14 protein-coding genes are annotated in these 17,028 nt (G+C 64.8%); 5 read left to right on the plus strand and 9 right to left on the minus strand.

Going from position 1 to position 17,028, the window contains the following annotated elements; translation table 11 throughout:
- From VIM95_RS20720 to VIM95_RS20735, 4 genes are all read right to left on the minus strand, one after another.
- The coding region (locus VIM95_RS20720; protein ID WP_331989533.1) for an efflux RND transporter permease subunit at positions 1-365 on the minus strand (365 nt) is incomplete at its 3' end.
- Positions 362-3,466 carry an MdtB/MuxB family multidrug efflux RND transporter permease subunit gene (locus VIM95_RS20725; RefSeq protein ID WP_331989535.1) on the minus strand — a complete coding sequence of 1,035 codons (3,105 nt, stop codon included), beginning with the start codon at positions 3,464-3,466 and terminating at the stop codon, positions 362-364. The genes VIM95_RS20720 and VIM95_RS20725, both read right to left, overlap by 4 nt.
- A 2-nt stretch (positions 3,467-3,468) precedes the next feature.
- Entirely contained in the window at positions 3,469-4,923 is a 1,455-nt protein-coding gene (locus VIM95_RS20730; RefSeq protein WP_331989537.1) for an MdtA/MuxA family multidrug efflux RND transporter periplasmic adaptor subunit, read from the minus strand.
- A 260-nt stretch (positions 4,924-5,183) separates the two neighbouring features.
- A complete protein-coding gene (locus tag VIM95_RS20735; RefSeq protein WP_331989539.1) occupies positions 5,184-7,247 on the minus strand; it encodes a M3 family metallopeptidase in 2,064 nt (687 codons plus the stop codon).
- 218 nt (positions 7,248-7,465) lie between these two features.
- Between VIM95_RS20735 and VIM95_RS20740 the strand changes: the two genes are divergently transcribed.
- A complete protein-coding gene (locus VIM95_RS20740) occupies positions 7,466-8,221 on the plus strand; it encodes a Type 1 glutamine amidotransferase-like domain-containing protein (RefSeq protein ID WP_331989541.1) in 756 nt (251 codons plus the stop codon).
- A gap of 48 nt (positions 8,222-8,269) precedes the next feature.
- On the opposite strand, the gene VIM95_RS20745 is transcribed toward VIM95_RS20740, so the two are convergent.
- The gene (locus VIM95_RS20745) at positions 8,270-9,442 is read right to left on the minus strand and encodes an esterase-like activity of phytase family protein (RefSeq protein WP_331989543.1); all 1,173 of its coding nucleotides are present in this window, start codon (positions 9,440-9,442) and stop codon (positions 8,270-8,272) included.
- Positions 9,443-9,595: 153 nt separating this feature from the next.
- Between VIM95_RS20745 and VIM95_RS20750 the strand changes: the two genes are divergently transcribed.
- A complete protein-coding gene (locus VIM95_RS20750; RefSeq protein ID WP_331989545.1) occupies positions 9,596-10,669 on the plus strand; it encodes an alpha/beta fold hydrolase in 1,074 nt (357 codons plus the stop codon).
- 121 nt (positions 10,670-10,790) lie between these two features.
- Here the strand turns inward: VIM95_RS20750 and VIM95_RS20755 are convergent, their stop codons facing one another.
- Together VIM95_RS20755 and VIM95_RS20760 are read right to left on the minus strand one after the other, a co-directional pair.
- A complete protein-coding gene (locus VIM95_RS20755) occupies positions 10,791-11,231 on the minus strand; it encodes a hypothetical protein (protein ID WP_331989547.1) in 441 nt (146 codons plus the stop codon).
- Positions 11,232-11,485: 254 nt separating this feature from the next.
- A complete protein-coding gene (locus VIM95_RS20760; RefSeq protein WP_331989549.1) occupies positions 11,486-11,923 on the minus strand; it encodes a hypothetical protein in 438 nt (145 codons plus the stop codon).
- Between the two features lie 322 nt (positions 11,924-12,245).
- Between VIM95_RS20760 and VIM95_RS20765 the strand changes: the two genes are divergently transcribed.
- On the plus strand, positions 12,246-13,685 hold the full coding sequence (locus tag VIM95_RS20765) for a winged helix-turn-helix domain-containing protein (RefSeq protein WP_331989551.1): 1,440 nt from the start codon (positions 12,246-12,248) through the stop codon (positions 13,683-13,685).
- 394 nt (positions 13,686-14,079) lie between these two features.
- On the opposite strand, the gene VIM95_RS20770 is transcribed toward VIM95_RS20765, so the two are convergent.
- On the minus strand, positions 14,080-14,598 hold the full coding sequence (locus VIM95_RS20770; protein WP_331989553.1) for a prolyl-tRNA synthetase associated domain-containing protein: 519 nt from the start codon (positions 14,596-14,598) through the stop codon (positions 14,080-14,082).
- 118 nt (positions 14,599-14,716) lie between these two features.
- Between VIM95_RS20770 and VIM95_RS20775 the strand changes: the two genes are divergently transcribed.
- The gene (locus VIM95_RS20775) at positions 14,717-15,385 is read left to right on the plus strand and encodes an O-methyltransferase (RefSeq protein ID WP_331989555.1); all 669 of its coding nucleotides are present in this window, start codon (positions 14,717-14,719) and stop codon (positions 15,383-15,385) included.
- Positions 15,386-15,779: 394 nt separating this feature from the next.
- On the opposite strand, the gene VIM95_RS20780 is transcribed toward VIM95_RS20775, so the two are convergent.
- The gene (locus VIM95_RS20780) at positions 15,780-16,307 is read right to left on the minus strand and encodes a hypothetical protein (RefSeq protein WP_331989557.1); all 528 of its coding nucleotides are present in this window, start codon (positions 16,305-16,307) and stop codon (positions 15,780-15,782) included.
- Positions 16,308-16,372: 65 nt separating this feature from the next.
- Here VIM95_RS20780 and VIM95_RS20785 point away from each other — a divergent pair, with 65 nt between their 5' ends.
- Positions 16,373-17,026 carry a ParA family protein gene (locus VIM95_RS20785; protein ID WP_331989559.1) on the plus strand — a complete coding sequence of 218 codons (654 nt, stop codon included), beginning with the start codon at positions 16,373-16,375 and terminating at the stop codon, positions 17,024-17,026.
- Positions 17,027-17,028 lie beyond the last annotated feature (2 nt).

Raw genomic sequence — 17,028 nt, forward strand, 5'->3', positions numbered from 1 at the left:
CCCGTGGGCAGCAGCGAGCGGGCGGCGTTGATGGCGGCCTGCACATCGCGCGCGGCGCCGTCGATATCGCGGTCCAGATCGAATTGCAAGGTGACGCGGGTGCTGCTGAGCGAGGAGGACGAGGTGATCTCGTTCACCCCGGCGATGCTGCCCAGCGCCCGTTCCAGCGGCGTCGCCACCGTCGCTGCCATGGTCTCGGGGCTGGCACCGGGGAGCGAGGCCGAGACCGAGATGGTGGGGAACTCCACCTGCGGCAGCGGGGCGATGGGCAGGAGGAAGTAGGCGATCATGCCCGCCAGCGCCACCCCCAGGGTGATCAGCGCGGTGCCGACCGGGCGCTCGATAAAGGGCTGGGACAGGTTCATGGCTGCAGCGCCCGGGCAGCCCGCGCAGCGCGCCATGCCGTCAGCTGCTCACCCAGGCCGATAAAGCCGAGGTAGATGACTGGGGTGGTAAAGAGCGTGAGCAGCTGGCTGACGATCAGCCCGCCCACCATCACCACGCCCAGCGGGTGGCGCAATTCGCTCCCCACGCCGGTGCCCAGCATGAGCGGCAGGGCGCCCAGCAGGGCCGCCATGGTGGTCATGAGGATGGGCCGGAAGCGCAGCAAACAGGCCTGGTAGATCGCATCACGCGGCGGCAGCCCCTGTTCGCGCTGCGCGTCGATGGCGAAGTCGATCATCATGATCGCGTTCTTCTTGACGATGCCGATCAGGAGCACGATGCCGATGATGGCGATGATGCCCAGGTCCAGTCGGAAGGCCAGCAGCGCCAACAGGGCACCGAGGCCGGCCGAGGGCAGGGTGGAGAGGATGGTGAGTGGGTGGATATAGCTCTCGTACAGCACCCCCAGCACGATATACATGGTGACGATGGCGGCGAGGATCAGCAGCAGGGTGCTGCTGAGCGAGGACTGGAAGGCCAGCGCCGCGCCCTGGAAGCTCGTCTCCACGCTGGCCGGCAGCTTCAGGCTCTGCTCGGCAGTCTTGATGGCGTCCACCGCCTCACCCAGCGATACACCGGGCGCGAGGTTGAAGGAGAGTGTGGCGGCCGGGAACTGCGCCACGTGGTTGACCGCCAGCGGCGCGGTACGCTCGCTGATCCTGGCCACCGAAGTCAGCGGTACCTGCACCCCGCCGGTGCCGGGCACATAGAGGCTGGCCAGCGCGTCCGGCCCCAGCTTGAAGCGCGGTGGTACTTCAAGCACCACGCGGTACTGGTTGCTCTGGGTAAAGATGGTGGAGATCAGCCGTTGGCCAAAGGCGTTGTAGAGCGCGCTGTCTATGGTGGCCACGCTCACGCCCAACCTGCCGGCGGCATCGCGGTCTATGTCCACGTAGGCTTGCAGGCCTTCCTCCTGCAAATCGCTCGCCACATCTTCCAGCTGCGGCAGCTCGCGCAGCTTGGCCAGCAGCGCGGCGGTCGCCTGCGATAGCTCGGTGGTATCTGGCGAGCTGAGCGTGAACTGATACTGCGTCTTGGCCACCCGGTCCTCGATGGTCAGGTCCTGCACCGGCTGCACATAGAGCCGTATGCCCGGCACCTTCTCGCCCACCTGGCCCAGCCGCGAAGCCACCGCGCCAGCGGTCACACCGCGCTCGGCCAGCGGCTTGAGCGAGATCAGCATGCGACCGGTATTGAGGGTGGTGTTGGCGCCGTCGACACCGATAAAGGACGACACGCTCTCCACTGCCTTGTCCTGCAGGATCACCCTTGCCAGCGCCTGCTGGTGCTCGGCCATGGCGGCGAAGGAGGTGGACTGCGCCGCCTCGGTAATGGCTTGGATGGCGCCGGTATCCTGCTGCGGGAAGAAGCCCTTGGGCACAAGCAGGTACAAGAGGCCGGTAAAGGCCAGGGTGGCGGCAAACACGACGAGCGTGGCCTTCTGCCTATCCAGCACCCACTGCAGCGCCTGGCCATAGGCGGCAATGCAGCGCTCGAAGGCATCCCCCACCCAGCGCGAGAAGCGGCTGTGCGACTCGGCCGGTTCGTGCCGCAAGAGGCGTGCGCACATCATGGGTGTGAGCGTGAGCGAGACCAAGGCCGAGATCAAGATGGAGACCGCCAGCGTGATGGCGAACTCATGGAACAGCCGGCCGACCACGTCGCCCATGAAGAGCAGCGGGATCAGCACGGCAATGAGCGAGACGGTCAGCGAGATGATGGTGAAGCCGATCTGGCCCGAGCCCTTCAGCGCCGCGGCCATGGGCGATTCGCCCTCCTCCACATAGCGAGATATGTTCTCGATCATCACGATGGCGTCATCCACCACAAAGCCGGTGGAGATCACCAGGGCCATGAGCGTGAGGTTGTTGATCGAAAAGCCGGCCATATACATGACCCCGAAGGTGCCCACCAGCGAGAGCGGCACCGCCACGCTGGGGATGACCGTCGCCGGCACGCTGCGCAGGAAGACGAAGATCACCATTACCACCAGGGCAATGGCCAGCAAGAGCTCGAACTGCACATCTTCGACCGAGGCGCGGATGGTGACGGTGCGGTCGTTCAGCACCTGCACGTCCAGCGAGGCGGGCAGGGTGGCCTGCAGCTTGGGCAGGAGGGCGCGCACACGGTCTACCGTCTCGATCACATTGGCACCGGGCTGGCGCTGCACGTTCAGGATGACGGCCGGCGACTGGTTGGCCCAGGCCGCCAGGCGCAGGTTCTCGGCGTCGTCCACCAAGGTGGCGACGTCCTCCAGCCGTACCGGGTTGCCGTTCTTGTAGGCCACCACCAGGCGGGCGTATTCCGCCGCGCTCTTGAGCTGGTCGTTGGCGTCGATGGTGGAGGCGCGCAAGGGGCCGTCGAAGCTGCCCTTGGCCTGGTTGACGTTGGCCGTGCCGATGGTAGTGCGCAGATCGTCGAGCGAGAGGCCCTGCGCCGCCAGCGCGGTAGGGTTGGCCTGTATGCGCACCGCCGGCCGGCGGCCACCGGCGATGCTCACGAGACCCACGCCCGGCACCTGCGAGATCTTCTGTGCCAGCCGGCTTTCCACCAGATCATGCACGCGTATCACCGGCAGCGTCTTGGAGCTGATGGCGATGGTCATGATGGGTGCGTCGGCCGGGTTGACCTTGCTGTACACCGGCGGCATGGGCAGGTCACTGGGCAAGAGGTTGCCACCGGCATTGATGGCGGCCTGCACCTCCTGCTCGGCCACGTCCAGCGAGAGGCTGAGCGCAAAGCGCAGGGTAATGACCGAGGCCCCGCCCGAGCTGGTCGAGGACATCTGCGCCAGCCCCGGCATCTGGCCGAACTGGCGCTCCAGCGGCGCGGTGATCGACGAAGTAACCACGTCCGGGCTGGCGCCTGGGTAGAGCGTGGTCACCTGTATGGTGGGGTAGTCCACTTCGGGCAGGGCGGCGATGGGCAGGAGGCGGTAGGCCAACAGGCCCGCCAGCAGCACCGCCAGCATAAGCAGCGAGGTGGCGACCGGCCGCTCGATAAAGATGCGCGAGGGGTTCATGATCAGGACGCCGGCTGGTTCTCGGCCTTGCTGCCCTGCTGCTCGCCACGGTGCTGCTGCAGCCAGGCGCGGCGATCCTCGGGGCTCATGGCCTTGAGTTTCTCGACCATCTCGGGCGGCACGCGCGACATCCAGCGCTCCTGCTTCTCGCCCTGTGCCGCTGGGGTGCCAGCCGCTTGAGTGGCCGGTGCGCTAGCCGCCGCCTCGCCACCGGCACTGCCCTTGCCGCCTTTGCCATGGTGGCGGCCACCGCCACCACCGGCGTTGTCCTTGCCCGGCACGATCACCTCGACCTTGCCCCCATCGCGCAGCTTGTCGGCGCCGTCGGTCACCACCTGCTCACCAGGCTTGATCTCGCCCTGTACCGCCGTCCAGTCGCCGTCGGTGGCGCCCACCTTGACCTTGCGCAGGCTGGCCAGGCCCTCAGCCACCACATACACATAGGTGCCCGGCGCGCCGCGCTGTACTGCCGCGCTGGGCACCGCCAGCGTGCCGGTGAGCGTATCGAGCTGCAGCTTCACGTTCACAAACTGGTTGGGGAAGAGGCCGCCGTCGGTATTGGGGAACAGCGCCTTGACCTTGATGGTGCCGGTGGCGGTATCGATGGCGTTATCGGTGCTGGCCACCTTGCCCTCGGCCAGCAGGGTGCGCTGGTCGCGGTCCCAGGCTTCGACCTTGAGCGGCTTGCCGGCCGTGAGCTGCTGGCGTATGCGCGGCAGGTTGGCCTCCGGCACCGCAAACACCACCGAGGCCGGCACGATCTGGGCAATGCTCAAAAGGCCGTTGGCGTCCGACGCATGGATGATATTGCCCAGGTCCGCCTGCTTGAGGCCCGCCATACCCGAGATGGGCGCGGTCACACGGGTATAGGAGAGCTGCAGCCGGGCATTGGCCACGGCAGCCTGGTCGGCCTGTACCGTGCCCTGCAGCTGCTTGACCAGGGAAGCTTGGGTATCGGCCTGCTGCTTGGGGGCGGCGTCCTTGGCGATCAGGTCCTGGTAGCGCTGCAGGTCCAGCCGCGCGTTCTGCAGCAGCGCCTGGTCCCGCTCCAGTTGGCCCTGGGCCTGCTCCAGCGCTATCTGGAAGGGGCGCGGGTCGATCTCGGCCAGCAGCGCGCCGGCTTTGACCAGCTGCCCCTCGGTGAAGTGGATGGCCTTCAGCTCCCCATCTACCCGTGCCCGCACCACGGCGGTATTGGCGGCGGTAATGGTGCCGATGGCGCTCACCGTCACCCGCACATCGCGCTGCTGCGCCGCAGTGGCCGAGACAGGCTGAACGCGATTGGCATTGGCCCCACGGCGACCACCCCCCTGGCCCTGAGCAGCATCGCCGCCTTCGGCTGTGACGCTACGGTGGTGGTGCCACCAGGCACCGGCGCCTATCAGTGCAGCGACGATCAATACCGGCCATAGCCAGCGGCGTTTACGGGTAGCCGAGTTTGTTTTTTGATTGGACACGGTATGCAGTCGCTTCCAGAGTTGAGCGCGTAACTGGAGGGTGGGACTGCATGGTATTGAAGACGTTGCCGCCGAATGTTCAAGAAAGTGTGTATCTCGGTAAATAGCGATGCTGGGGCACTTTGGGCATCACAAATGCGGTTCTTGGCGGGTGTTTGCCCAAGGCTAGCGATGGGTGGGCGAATGATACGGAAGAGGATTGAATGCAAAGAGGGCAGCCAACGCTGCCCTCTTTTATGCCTTGCCGAGCAAGGTGATGCTTATTGCTTACCCTGTTCCTTGAACTGCGCCCCCAGCCAATCCTTGAAGGCATCCATATTGGTCGGGCGGCCCAGGAAGTCGCTGACCAGGGTGGCGGCCGGCTTGGTGGCGCCGGGCTCGATCACCGCCTTGATATAGCGCTGGGTGGCGTCGCCAGTCAGCGGGTGGTCGTGGTTAAAGCGGGCGAAGAAGTCGATCGCGATCACCTTGTCGAGGATGTAGGTGTAGTAGTTCGAGGCATAGCCGTTGAGGTGGGTGAAACTGGCGTACATATGGTCACCTTCCACCGGGCGGTAGGGGCTGAACTGTTCGCGGTTCTTGCGCAGCAGGGCGTCCAGGTCCACTTGGCTGGTGGGTCGGTCGTGCAGGTCGAAGGAGTAGCCGGCGTAGAAGAGCTGGCCCTGCGCCCAGCGGCCACGGCCAAAGGCGCTGGCGGCGTTCATATTGTCCACCACCTTCTGTGGGATCACCTCGCCGCTCTGGTAGTGGCGGGCGAAGGGGGCGAGCACCTCGTGGCTTTCAAAGAAGGCTTCCAGCATCTGCGAGGGGGCTTCGACAAAGTCGCCCTCCACATTGAAGCCGCCCTGGCCGGACCAGTGGTGCTGGCTGCCCAGGATGTGGTGCATGAGGTGGCCGAACTCATGGAAGTAGGTCACCACCTCGTCGTACTGCATCAGTCCCGGGTCACCGGCCACGCCACCGGAGAAATTGCAGATCAGCATGCCTTCGGGCAGCTGGGCCTGGCCCTTGCCCGGTACCAGCGGCGCGGCGGAGAACCACTTGTCCTTGCCCTCGCGCGGGTGCATGTCGAGGTAGATGCGACCGAGCTTCTTGCCATGGCCGATCACCTCGAAGACGTGTACCGAGGGGTGCCAGGTCTTGGCCTGCTTCACCGGCACAAAGCTCACATTGAAGATGCGCCCCGCGGTAGCGAGGATGCCGGTCTCCACCTGCTCGTAGGGGAAGTAGGGGCGGACCGATTGGGCGTCAAAGGCGTAGCGCTCGCGGCGGTATTGCTCCACCCAGTAGCGGCCGTCGGCCTGGGTGATCTCGGTGAGGCCCGGTTGCTTGCTCTTGGCAAAGGCCAAGAGCTGGTCGAATTCCTTCTGCTTGGTCTCGCGCGAGGCGGCGTCCACATCGGCGAACAGCTTGCGTACGTAGGCGGCGTTGCCGGCCATCATGTCCGCGGTACCGTAGTCGGCATAGCTGGGGTAGCCCAAGAGGCCGGCCAGCTCCTGGCGCTTGGCCAGGATATCTAGCAGCACCGGCTTGTTGGCCGGGTAGGCGCGGTTGGTATAGGCCAGGAACATGCGCTGGCGCAGGCCGGCGTCGCTGGCGAAGTCGAAGACCGGCGAGGCATCGGGCTCGTCGGTGTTCAGGGTGTAGCGGCCCTCTGCGTCAGGCTTGTGGCGGGCGATGTAGTCGTCCGGCAGGCCGGCCAGCTCGGCGCGGCTGGCGGTGACGGTAAGCACGCCGTCCTGCACATTGCGGGCAAAGGTCAGCGAGAGGGCGGTGAGCTGGTCCTGCAGGGCGCGTACCTTCTCGCGCGTGGCGTCATCCTTGTCCACGCCGGCCAGGCGGTACTGCAGCAGGGTACGGCGCAGGTACTGGGTGGTGGCAGCGTCTTTGTCGGGCAGCGGCAGGGCGGCAAGGGCGCGGTAGACGGCTGGGTCCAGCATCACCGCGGTCTGTTCGCCGGCAATCTTCTGGCCCAGGTCCTGTGCCTTGTCGCGTAGTGCGGCGGTGCCGCCCACGGCGAACAGCACATAGGCCTGGTTGCTGGCGAGGGTGAGCTGGTTCTGCGCATCGTCAAAGGGTTGCAGGGTGTTGGCCACGGTACGCGGGCCCTTTACCGCCTTGAGCTTGTCCAGCGACTGTTTGGCGGCCGCCAGGCGGGCATCAACCCAGCGCGTCAGGGTGGCCGGGTCGTCCCCGGCTACCCAGGCGCGCAGCGGGTCGTCCCGCACCGGTGCGGCGTGGGCGGGGATGAACAGGAGGGCAGCAGAGAGGGCGCTGCAGGCGGAAAGGCGGAAGAAGCGATGCAAGGTAAGCGTGGCGGCCATGAAGGGCTCCGAGGATGTCCAAGCGCACGGTTTAGCACACCTTGCCGTCAACGCCAGTCAAAGTATGAAAAAAGGTAAATAGGGTGGTGCAAACGCTGCACCGCCAATGCTGGTCGCCGCGATGGAACTAAGCTGCCAGAACGATGGAAGGCCATGGAAGTGCGCGCACGAAACATGCTTCAATCACAGCAAAACCATACTGTCCCCGGGAGGACGCCATGAGTACCGTATGCCTGATCGGCGGGGGCTGGACGCCCGCTGCCTGGCCCCTGACCCTGGGGCCTTTTGTGATGGCGGCGCACCGCGCTGGGGCAACGCGTATCGCCGTGGTGCTGCATGGTGAGCCGGGCGACCCGCGCGGTGAGATGGAGGTGCGTTTTGCCCATGCCTTTGAGGCGGCGGGCCTGGCGGCATCGCAGTTGCGCTTTGTATGGGTGGGCGACAAGACGCCGCTGACCTTCGAGATACTGGAAGAGATCAAGGCCACCGCGGTGTTCGTGGGTGGCGGGCTGACCCCGGCCTACCATGCTGCGCTGTGTCAGGACATGGGCTGGCTGGATGAGATCCGCCAGCTGGGGCTGGCTTATGGCGGGTTCTCGGCCGGTGCAGCCATTGCGGCCAACCACGCCATTCTGGGCGGCTGGCAGGTGCTGCGGCACGGCAAACCGGTACCCATGGTGCACCCCGATATGGGCGAGGACCTGGACCTCTTGACCGTGCTGCCGGGCCTGGGTCTGGTGCCTTTTGCGGTGGACGTGCATGCCGGCCAGTGGGGCACGGTAAGCCGGCTGATGCAGGCGGTGGATACCGGTGCGGTGGGGGAGGGCTGGGCCATAGACGAGGACACCGCCCTGATCGTGGAGCAAGGCCATGTGCGCGTGGTGGGCCTGGGCCACGCCTACCATGTTGCAGCCGGTAGCGGCGGGGCGCTCAAGGTCACCCTGCACCCGGCGGTGCAGGGGGTATTGCACTGATTCTGAGCACCGCTGACAGAACTGCTGTGCAGGGTTCTCTTGGTGGCTTTATGGTTTGCCAGGCTCAACCGCCAGCAGGATCATCTGATTAAGTTGGTTGGCTGCAAAGTTGTCATCCGCCACCAGTACCAGCGCCGCGCGGCCGTCCGGCAAGGGTGGGCCCCAGGCGGCGCCCTCGATATTGTCCACGTGGCCTAGCCCTGCTTCGTTGAGGTGCAGCAGCAGGCGCTTTTGCATGGGGACGAAGGCCGTACCCTGCAGACTGGCTAGGCCCGCCACATCGCTGGCCTGGCCCAGGGTGGCCTCGTAGAGCCGGATATCGAAATCGAAGGCCCCGTCACCCACCTCGCGCCCGGAGCGTTCGATCACCAGCAGGTGCGTGTCGTCGATCGCCAGGATCTCGCTCACGCCTTGATCCGCGCGCTTTTCGCCATAGCTGCCCGGCAGGGGGATGGCATCCAGCGGGTAGGCGTATTGCCTTACCTTGCCGCTGGCCAGATCGATGCGGTTGAAGCGGGTATAGGCGCCCTGCGTGAGGTCAGGCAGTGGGCCGTCTTCGTACAGTGGCGCTTCTACCGATGCCCACAGCTCGCGCCCGCCCTGGGTGAAGGCCAGGCCTTCCAGGGTGAGGTTGTCGCGCGGGCCGCGCATTTCCTTGGGGTGCATGCGCAGGTTCTGTGGCAGGGCGATGCTGCCGGTATAGCGGCCATCCAACGTGCTGCGGCGGATAAAGGGATCGAGCCCCAGCTTGCGGTCACCCTCGCTGGACCAGATCAGGCCGCCCTGGCAGGGATCGATGCGCAGCGATTCCGGGTCGGGCACTTCGCCAGCGACCGACTTGGGTGGGTAGTAGCTGCCATCCGGCTGGCGGAAGGGTTGCACCCGCAGCACCTGCAGGCTGCTGAAGCCCTGGGCGCCGTAGCGGATATCCGCCTCGTAGAAACGTGCCGGTGCGCGGCTGGAGCGATCGTCCGAGATCAGGTACCAGTGGCCGGATTGCGGCTCGTAGTCGATGGCCGAGATACCGCCGTAGTCCAGCATGAGGTTGTTGGGCTGGCGTGGCAGGGTGGCCTGGGCGACGAGGGCCAGGCGGCCGATGGAAGCTGGCGCCAGTGGTGTAGCCGGCGCCTTGCAACTGAGCGGCGCGGGCGTGGTGGCGCAGGCAGCCAGCAGCAGGCTGGTGAGCGAGAGGGCAAGTAAGCGAAAGCGAGCAGGGCGCATGCTACGGATGTTTGCTGGAAAGGACGTTAGTGTAGCGGTGGCGCATGACGGTGCGATGTAGTCGGCGGAGGAATTTGCGAGCTATATCACCACGCGCTTATTCTCTGGCTACTCCCCCGCGCCCCGCGCTACCCGATACAACTGGAGCCCGCCATGCTGCGCCATCTGCGTCCCTTGCTCACCGCCTGCCTGCTGCTCGGCAAGGTCTTTGCCGCCGATTATCCCACGCCCGCCGAGGGCGACTTCCGCATCAAGGACTTCAAGTTCACCAGTGGCGAGGTGCTGCCCGAGCTCAAGCTGCACTACCGCACCCTGGGCAAGCCGGTGCGCGATGCAGAGGGCAAGGTCAGCAATGCGGTGCTGATCATGCACGGTACCGGCGGCACCGGCGGGCAGTTCATCCGGCCCGAGTTCGCCGGTGAGCTATTCCGCGCCGGCGGCCTGCTGGACGCCAGCCGCTACTACCTGATCCTGCCGGACGGCATAGGCCACGGCCAGTCGTCCAAGCCATCGGACGGCCTCAAGGTGAGCTTTCCGCGCTATGGCTACGAGGACATGGTGCTGGCCCAGTACCGCTTGCTGACCGAAGGCCTGAAGGTGGACCACCTGCGGTTGGTGATGGGCACCTCCATGGGCGGCATGCACACCTGGCTGTGGGGCGAGCGCTACCCGGACTTCATGGACGCGCTGATGCCGCTGGCCAGCCTGCCCACCCAGATCTCCGGCCGTAACCGCATCTGGCGCCGTACCCTCATCGATGCTATCCGCAACGACCCGGCCTGGCATGGCGGCGACTACGTCCAGCAGCCACCCAGCCTCACCACCGCCAGTGAGCTCTTGATGTTCATGTCCAGCAACCCGCCGCTGCGCCAGCAGGCCATGCCCACGGTGGCGGCGAGCGACGCAGCCATCGACGCCTTCGTGGCCGCCCAGGCCAAGAGCACCGATGCCAACGACACCCTCTACCAGATCGACGCCTCCCGCGACTACGATCCTGGCCCCGGCCTGGAAAAGATCAAGGTACCGCTCATGGCTGTGAATACGGCGGACGACCTGATCAACCCGCCTGAGCTGGGCATACTGGAGCGTGAGATCAAGCGTGTGGCCAAGGGCAGCGCGGTGGTGATCCCACTGAGCCCCGAGACGCGCGGCCACGGTTCGCATACGGTGGCCAAGCTATGGATAGGGCGCTTGGCAGCGCTATTGGCGGCAACTGAGCGGAAGTAAGGTTGGCATCTCAATTCGTCCAAACAAACAGGCCACGCCCCCGATGGGAGCGTGGCCTGCTTGCACTTGCCTCCTCCTACCACGGCAGCCGCCCCTGTCAGCGGCCGCAGCAAGGGCTGTGCTAATGGATGGCGATACGCAGCAGCACGTTCTTGCCCGTTGCCTCGCCGCCCAGCGCCACGGCCGGGACGACCATCTGCAGTTCGCCCTGGGCCTCGTATTGGCCCAGCAGTTCCACCGACATCTTCATGGCGCCGTCACGGGCGTAGAAGGTACTGGGGCCGGCGGCGACCAGCTCGTGCCGGGGCTGGTCACCCACGGCGGCGTAGACGCGGTTGCGGTAGCCGTAGACCGTCAGCTCCATGCCGTTGGCCAGGTCATAGGTGCGCAGATAGTCGTAGTAGTCCGACGGGTGCATGGTCGAGTAGGCCTCAGGCAGGCTGATACTCGGGCTACGCAGCGAGCCGGTGATCTGCACCGGGCTGTCATCCGTGTCGGATGGTTGTTCGGCCATGGCCAGGAAAGGTGTCAGCAGCAGGGCTGACCAGATCAGCTTTTTCATGTTGCTTGCTCCAGCGGGTTAGGGGGTGCCGCTCACCGCATTGCGTGGTTCCGCGACGTATGCAGTGTCTGCCGCTGGCCGCTCGGGCGTACTTAAATAGCCCTGAAAAGGCCCTTAAATTTTTCTTAAGCCGCCAGGCGATGCCGCGCACCCATACTAGCCACGCGTCCAGAGTGGCACGCGGCTAGCCGGTCCCTCCTCGTTGGGACCCGTTGGACGCCTTGCGGCTGCTAATTGATTGGGACGCCCTGCGACTACTGGATGGCGATATGCAGCACGACGTTCTTGCCGGCCTGCTCGCCACCGAGCGCTACAACCGGCAGGACGATTTCCAGCTCGCCGCTTACGTCGTATTCATTCAGCAGTTGTACCGAGAGCTTCATGCTGCCGTCCTTGGCATAGAAGGTACCCGGTCTTGCCGCCACGAGCTGGTGGCTGCGCTCGTCACCCAGCGAGGCGTAGACGCTGTCGAGCACGCTATAGACGTTGAGCTGCATGCCGTTGGCCAGCTCATAGGTGCGCAGATAGTCGCGATAGTCGGTGGCATACATGGGGCGGTAGCTGGCCGGCGGGGCGATGCCCTGGTTGCGTAGCGAGCCGGTGATCTCCACCGGGCTGTCATTGGTATCGATGGGGCCGGCCTGGACCAGCCAAGGGGTCAGCAGCAAGGCTGACAGGATCAGCGTTTTCATGGGCTTGCTCCAGCAGGTTGAGAGGCTGCGAAGCACCGATTGGGGTGCGCGCCGACTGATCAGTGTGGGTCGCCGACGGACGGGCTGTACTTAAGCCCTGCTGAAAACAGGCTGAAACTTTCCTGAAAGTACCATGGAGCCTTGCTGCAGCCGATCCTACCGCTCGTCATGTCCTTGGCGCGCCATGCCACCCGGCGGACAAGCAGGGGAGTGCGGTAATGGATGACCTAGCATCAGGGAAGCGCTGCAAGAATATCGGGGTGGCTGGGCCTGATACGTTCGCAGTGTTTCCTATGAAAGCCTTGTTCCAGCGATGGCGGTGATGCGCATGACCACCCACCCGCAAGCGCCCGAATACCGTTTTGCCGACTACCTGCTGTTGCCACAGCAGCGCTTGCTGCTGCGCCATGGCGAGGTGGTTAGGCTGGGCGCGCGCGCCTTTGATGTGCTGCTGACCCTGATCGAATCACCCGAGCACATGGTCTCCAAGCAGGCGGTGATCGAGACGGTCTGGCCGGCCGTGGTGGTGGAGGAGAACAATCTGCATGTGCAGATATCCTCGCTGCGTAAGCTCCTGGGTGCCGATGCGATCATTACCATTCCTCGCTATGGCTACCGCTTCAATTTACCCGTCGAGGTGCGCGGCATGCCGCAAGGGGCATACCCCCAGGCACCGGGCAATCTGCCGCGCCATCTGCCACCCTTGATCGGACGTGATCTGGAGCTGGGCGAGCTGCTTGGGCACCTGGACCGGCATGGGCTGGTGAGCGTGACCGGTCAGGGAGGGATGGGTAAGTCGCAGCTGGCACAGGCGGCTGCCTGGCACCGCCGCCAGACCTACCCGGCCGGTACTTGGCTGGTGGATCTGGCCAGCATCCAGGCGCCACTCGACCTGCCCGGCTTGCTGGCCCGTGTACTGGGCTTGCCGTCCGGCCTCAGTACGGCCGCCCGGCTGGTGGCGGCCATGCCGGAGGCCGAGGGTCTTTTACTGCTGGATAACTGCGAACAGCTCTCCGGTGCGGTGGCCGAGCTGGCATCGCTGCTGCTGGCCTATGCACCGCAGTGGCGGCTGCTGGTCACCAGCCAGGAACCGCTGCGGGTGCCGGAGGAGTACCGCTACCGCCTGGGTCCCTTGCGGCTGCCCCCCATGCATGTGCCGGCCGACCAGCTCGACGGGCAGTGCGACGGCGCAGTAAGCCTGTTCGTGGCACGCGCCCAGGCGCTGCAGCCGGATTTTTGCCTGAGCAGGGATAACCTGCCGCTTATCGTCAAACTATGCGAACAGCTCGACGGCCTGCCCCTGGCCTTGGAGCTGGCCGCCGGGCGCATGCCGCTCCTGGGCCTGCACGGTTTGCTGGACAGGTTGGAGCAGGAGCGCTTCGATATATTGGGTGGCGGGCTGCGTACCGGCCTGCACCGTCACCACAGCCTGCAGGCCTCGCTGGCCTGGAGCTACCAGCGGCTGGGCGAGGCCGAGCGACGCATGCTCGGCCGGCTGTCGGTCTTCACCGGTACCTTCAATCTGGAGATGGCACTGCAGGTCTCGCCCCTGGCCGAGCCGGCCGCCGTAGTGCTCGATACCCTGGCCGCGCTGGTGGATAAATCGCTGCTGCTGGCTGAGGGGCACGACCCGCCCAGCTATCGCCTGGCCCGCTCCGTGCGCGCCTATGCGATGACATGCGAAAGTGGGGAGGCTGTCGCAAATCCGAATGATATGGCTCCGCCCGGGGTGATCCCCGCAAGGAGTAGGCCGAAGTGGTAAGCCATCTGGAGGTGGCAGCGACTTCGCTCACCCAGGCGCCTTAAGGCGTCGTGAAATCAACCAGTCATCGCTGCTTGAATGATTCCACGCCCCCTGTCCTCGCCGCCGCCCTGGCTCGCAAGGCCTTGTTCGGCCGTCAACTGACACGAAACTGTTGTCGCAGGCTTCGATACTGGCTGCACACCTCCAAGCGCGCAGGCCAGCCCATGACTTCGTCCGTAGCATTGCTGATCTCACCCTCGGTGTCCGGCAGACCGGACCTTAACCTGCAGCATGGCGTCTGGGGGAAGTAAGTCTTCCTGGCCGTGCTGGCGGCCGGGGGGCCTCGTTGACGCTCGTCCTCTCACCTGGGATTGTGAGTTCTGGATTCAAAGCTATGAGCAGGAACGCCCCTTCAGGCTGGTGTAGACATGCGTGCCGGCACCTCGACCACCTCCAGCGCATGCCCGTACAAGTCCAGAAAGCGGGTTAGGTCGGGCACGGTGATCGACAGCGTGGCAGTGTTGACCAGCGGGTGGCAGAGCAGCCGTTGCTGGCTGGCCAGCTCGGCATCGAGCTTGATCTCCACCCGGCCTTGCTGGTCGTTGAAGGCGGCCAGCGGGGTGACCGAACCGGGTGCGACCCCGAGGTGGTCGGCCAGGTCCTCGGCGGACGCCATGGTCAGCCGCTTGACGCCCAATACCCCCGCCAGCGCCTTGAGATCGGCACTCTTCTCGGCCGGCAGGCTCACCAGAAAGTAGCGGCTGCGCTTGTCGTCGCGCAGGAACAGGTTCTTGGTCTCGGCACCCTCGATGGGCGGCACCAGCTCGGCCGCCTCCTCGCAGGTATAGACGGCCGGGTGGTCCACCCGCAGGTAGGGAATGCGGTGCTCGGCCAGGGCGGCGAGCAGGGCGACTTGCGGTGTCTGGCTCATGATCGGCGGGGCTTTCTTCGCGCTGTTAGAATCGGCTTCCCCTGTCGGGTAGTGCCACAGCCTAATGGCTTGTCGGCCACCTTGCCAGCGCTGTCATCCACGCCGAGTCGAGACCCTAATGAGCCAAGCCGTCTGGTCTGCTGTCGATGCCTATTTCTCTGCGAGTTTGTTACCCGAAGACCCGGTACTGGAAGCCGCCCTGCGCGATAGCGACGCCGCCGGCATGCCCAGCCACCATGTGGCGCCCAACCAGGGGAAATTGCTGCAACTCTTTGCCCAGATGTGTGGCGCACGGCGGGTGCTCGAGATCGGCACCCTGGCCGGTTACAGCACCATCTGGCTCGCGCGGGCGCTGCCCGAGGGTGGCAAGGTGGTGACGCTGGAAGCCAACCCGCAGCATGCCGAGGTGGCCCGCCGCAATATCGAGCGGGCGGGGCTAGCCCACAAGGTGGAGATACGCGTGGGCAAGGGCGCCGAGACCCTGCCGCTCCTGGTGGCTGAAGGCGCTGGCCCGTTCGATCTGATATTCATCGATGCCGACAAGCCCAGCAACCCGCTTTACCTCGACTGGTCGCTCAAGCTCACCCGGCCGGGCAGTGTGATCATCGGCGACAACGTGGTGCGCAATGGTGCGGTGGCAGATCCGACCAGCGAAGATGCCAATGTGATCGGCGTGCGGCGTTTCTTCGAACTGATGGCAGCCGAGCCGCGGCTCTCGGCCACCGCCTTGCAGACCGTGGGGAGCAAGGGCTACGACGGCTTTTCGCTGGCGATAGTGCAAGGCTGAGCGCGGGCTGCCGGGCGGTCAAAGCCTGTGGATATTAATGTCCACTAATATGATGTCGCCCTCACGCCGGAATCGGCGCTAGGGACCATACCGGTATGGTCCGTGTCGTCAAAACGCTGCTGTGATATGACCTACTGACGGGCATGTTGTACGGTCGATAATGAACTTGCACACCCGTACTGCTCCACAAAAGCTGAGGACAATTTTGTGGATAACTTTGCATTGCCCCGGTGGCAGCAGGGTCTTGTTAGGTTGCCTAAATTTTGAGCATGCCAGCTTGAGCGTCAGATCTGTATAAGACGACAGCCGGCATGACGGTGCCGGCTGTATAGCTGGCGTCGCATCGCTGCGGCGCCATCGTCGTCATCCTTGAGGGGGTAACCATGCAAATTGCTTACCGCTTTCCTGGTCGTCCCGTTTTCAGCTTCTCCAGCTTGCCGATGGCAGCGAGCAGCGCGTCTTCCGGCAGTGCCGCCAACGTTGCCAACCCGGCTCGCACCAATTCTCCCTTCTTTACTTCCTGCCCGGCCTTGAGCACCCGGCCCTTGAGTGCGGCAAAGAGCGCATAGTCCTGTTCGGGGAAGGTGAAACTATCCCGCACCAATTTCGTCTTCTTGTGGGCCGTGTCGTTCGGCTTGGCCGGTTTGGCTTCGGCTTTGGGGGCTGGCGCAGCCTTGGGCTCGGCCTTGGTCCTGGTTGCCTGCTTCGCCTCGGGTTTGGTGGCCTTGGTCGCCGGCTTGGTCGCCACTTCGGGCCGGCTGGCAGGCTTGGTTTTTTGTTCAGCCTTCACCTTGGCTGGTGCCTTTGCCTTGGGCGCGACCTTGTTCGCTACCTTGGGTGCAGTCTGCTCAGCCGGTACAGTAGTGATTTCTGCGGCGTTGGCAGCCTGGGCTACGGGTTTGGCGGCGGGCTTCTGCTTCATAAGGGCATTCTCCTGCTTGAGTGAAGTGTATAAACTGTATAAACAATTTATATCGTTTTAATTATATGAGCAATGTGGTAACAACCATCATGGTGGCCAACCCCAAGGGTGGGTGTGGCAAATCGACCGTCTCCATTCATCTGGCTTCCTGGTTTGCGCAGCAAGACGAGCTTGTGTGCCTGGGCGACCTCGACCGGCAGCAGTCCGCCATGCAGTGGCTGGCCAGTCGGCCGGTGGCACTGCCCCATATACGGCGCTGGAAGCTCGGCGACGAATTACCGCCCGCGCCGCCACCGAGCGACTGCCGGCTGGCCGTCCTCGACACGCCGGCCGGCCTGCACGGCAAGCCCCTGAAACAACTCCTGAGCGTGGCGGACTACGTGGTGGTTCCGGTTACGCCCTCGGCCTTCGATATGCGGGCCAGCCAGGCATTCTTCGAGGAATTGGCCGAGATCAAGGCAGTGCGAAAGGAAAAGGTCAGGATAGGCACTGTGGGTATGCGCTTGGACCCGCGTACCCGTTCCGCGCAGCAACTGGTGGAATTCCTGGGCGAGTATGACCTGCCGCTCTTGGCCTGCGTGCGCGATGCGCAACGCTATGTACAGGTGCTACAGGCCGGCATGAGCCTCTTTGACCTGCCATCCTCGGTGGTAAGGCTGGACAGGGAACAATGGCGGCCGCTGTTGGACTGGTTGGTGAGTGCACGCAGCAGGTCGTAGCC

The organism is Chitinimonas sp. (assembly GCF_036568685.1).
In the GTDB taxonomy this organism is placed as follows: domain Bacteria; phylum Pseudomonadota; class Gammaproteobacteria; order Burkholderiales; family Chitinimonadaceae; genus Chitinimonas.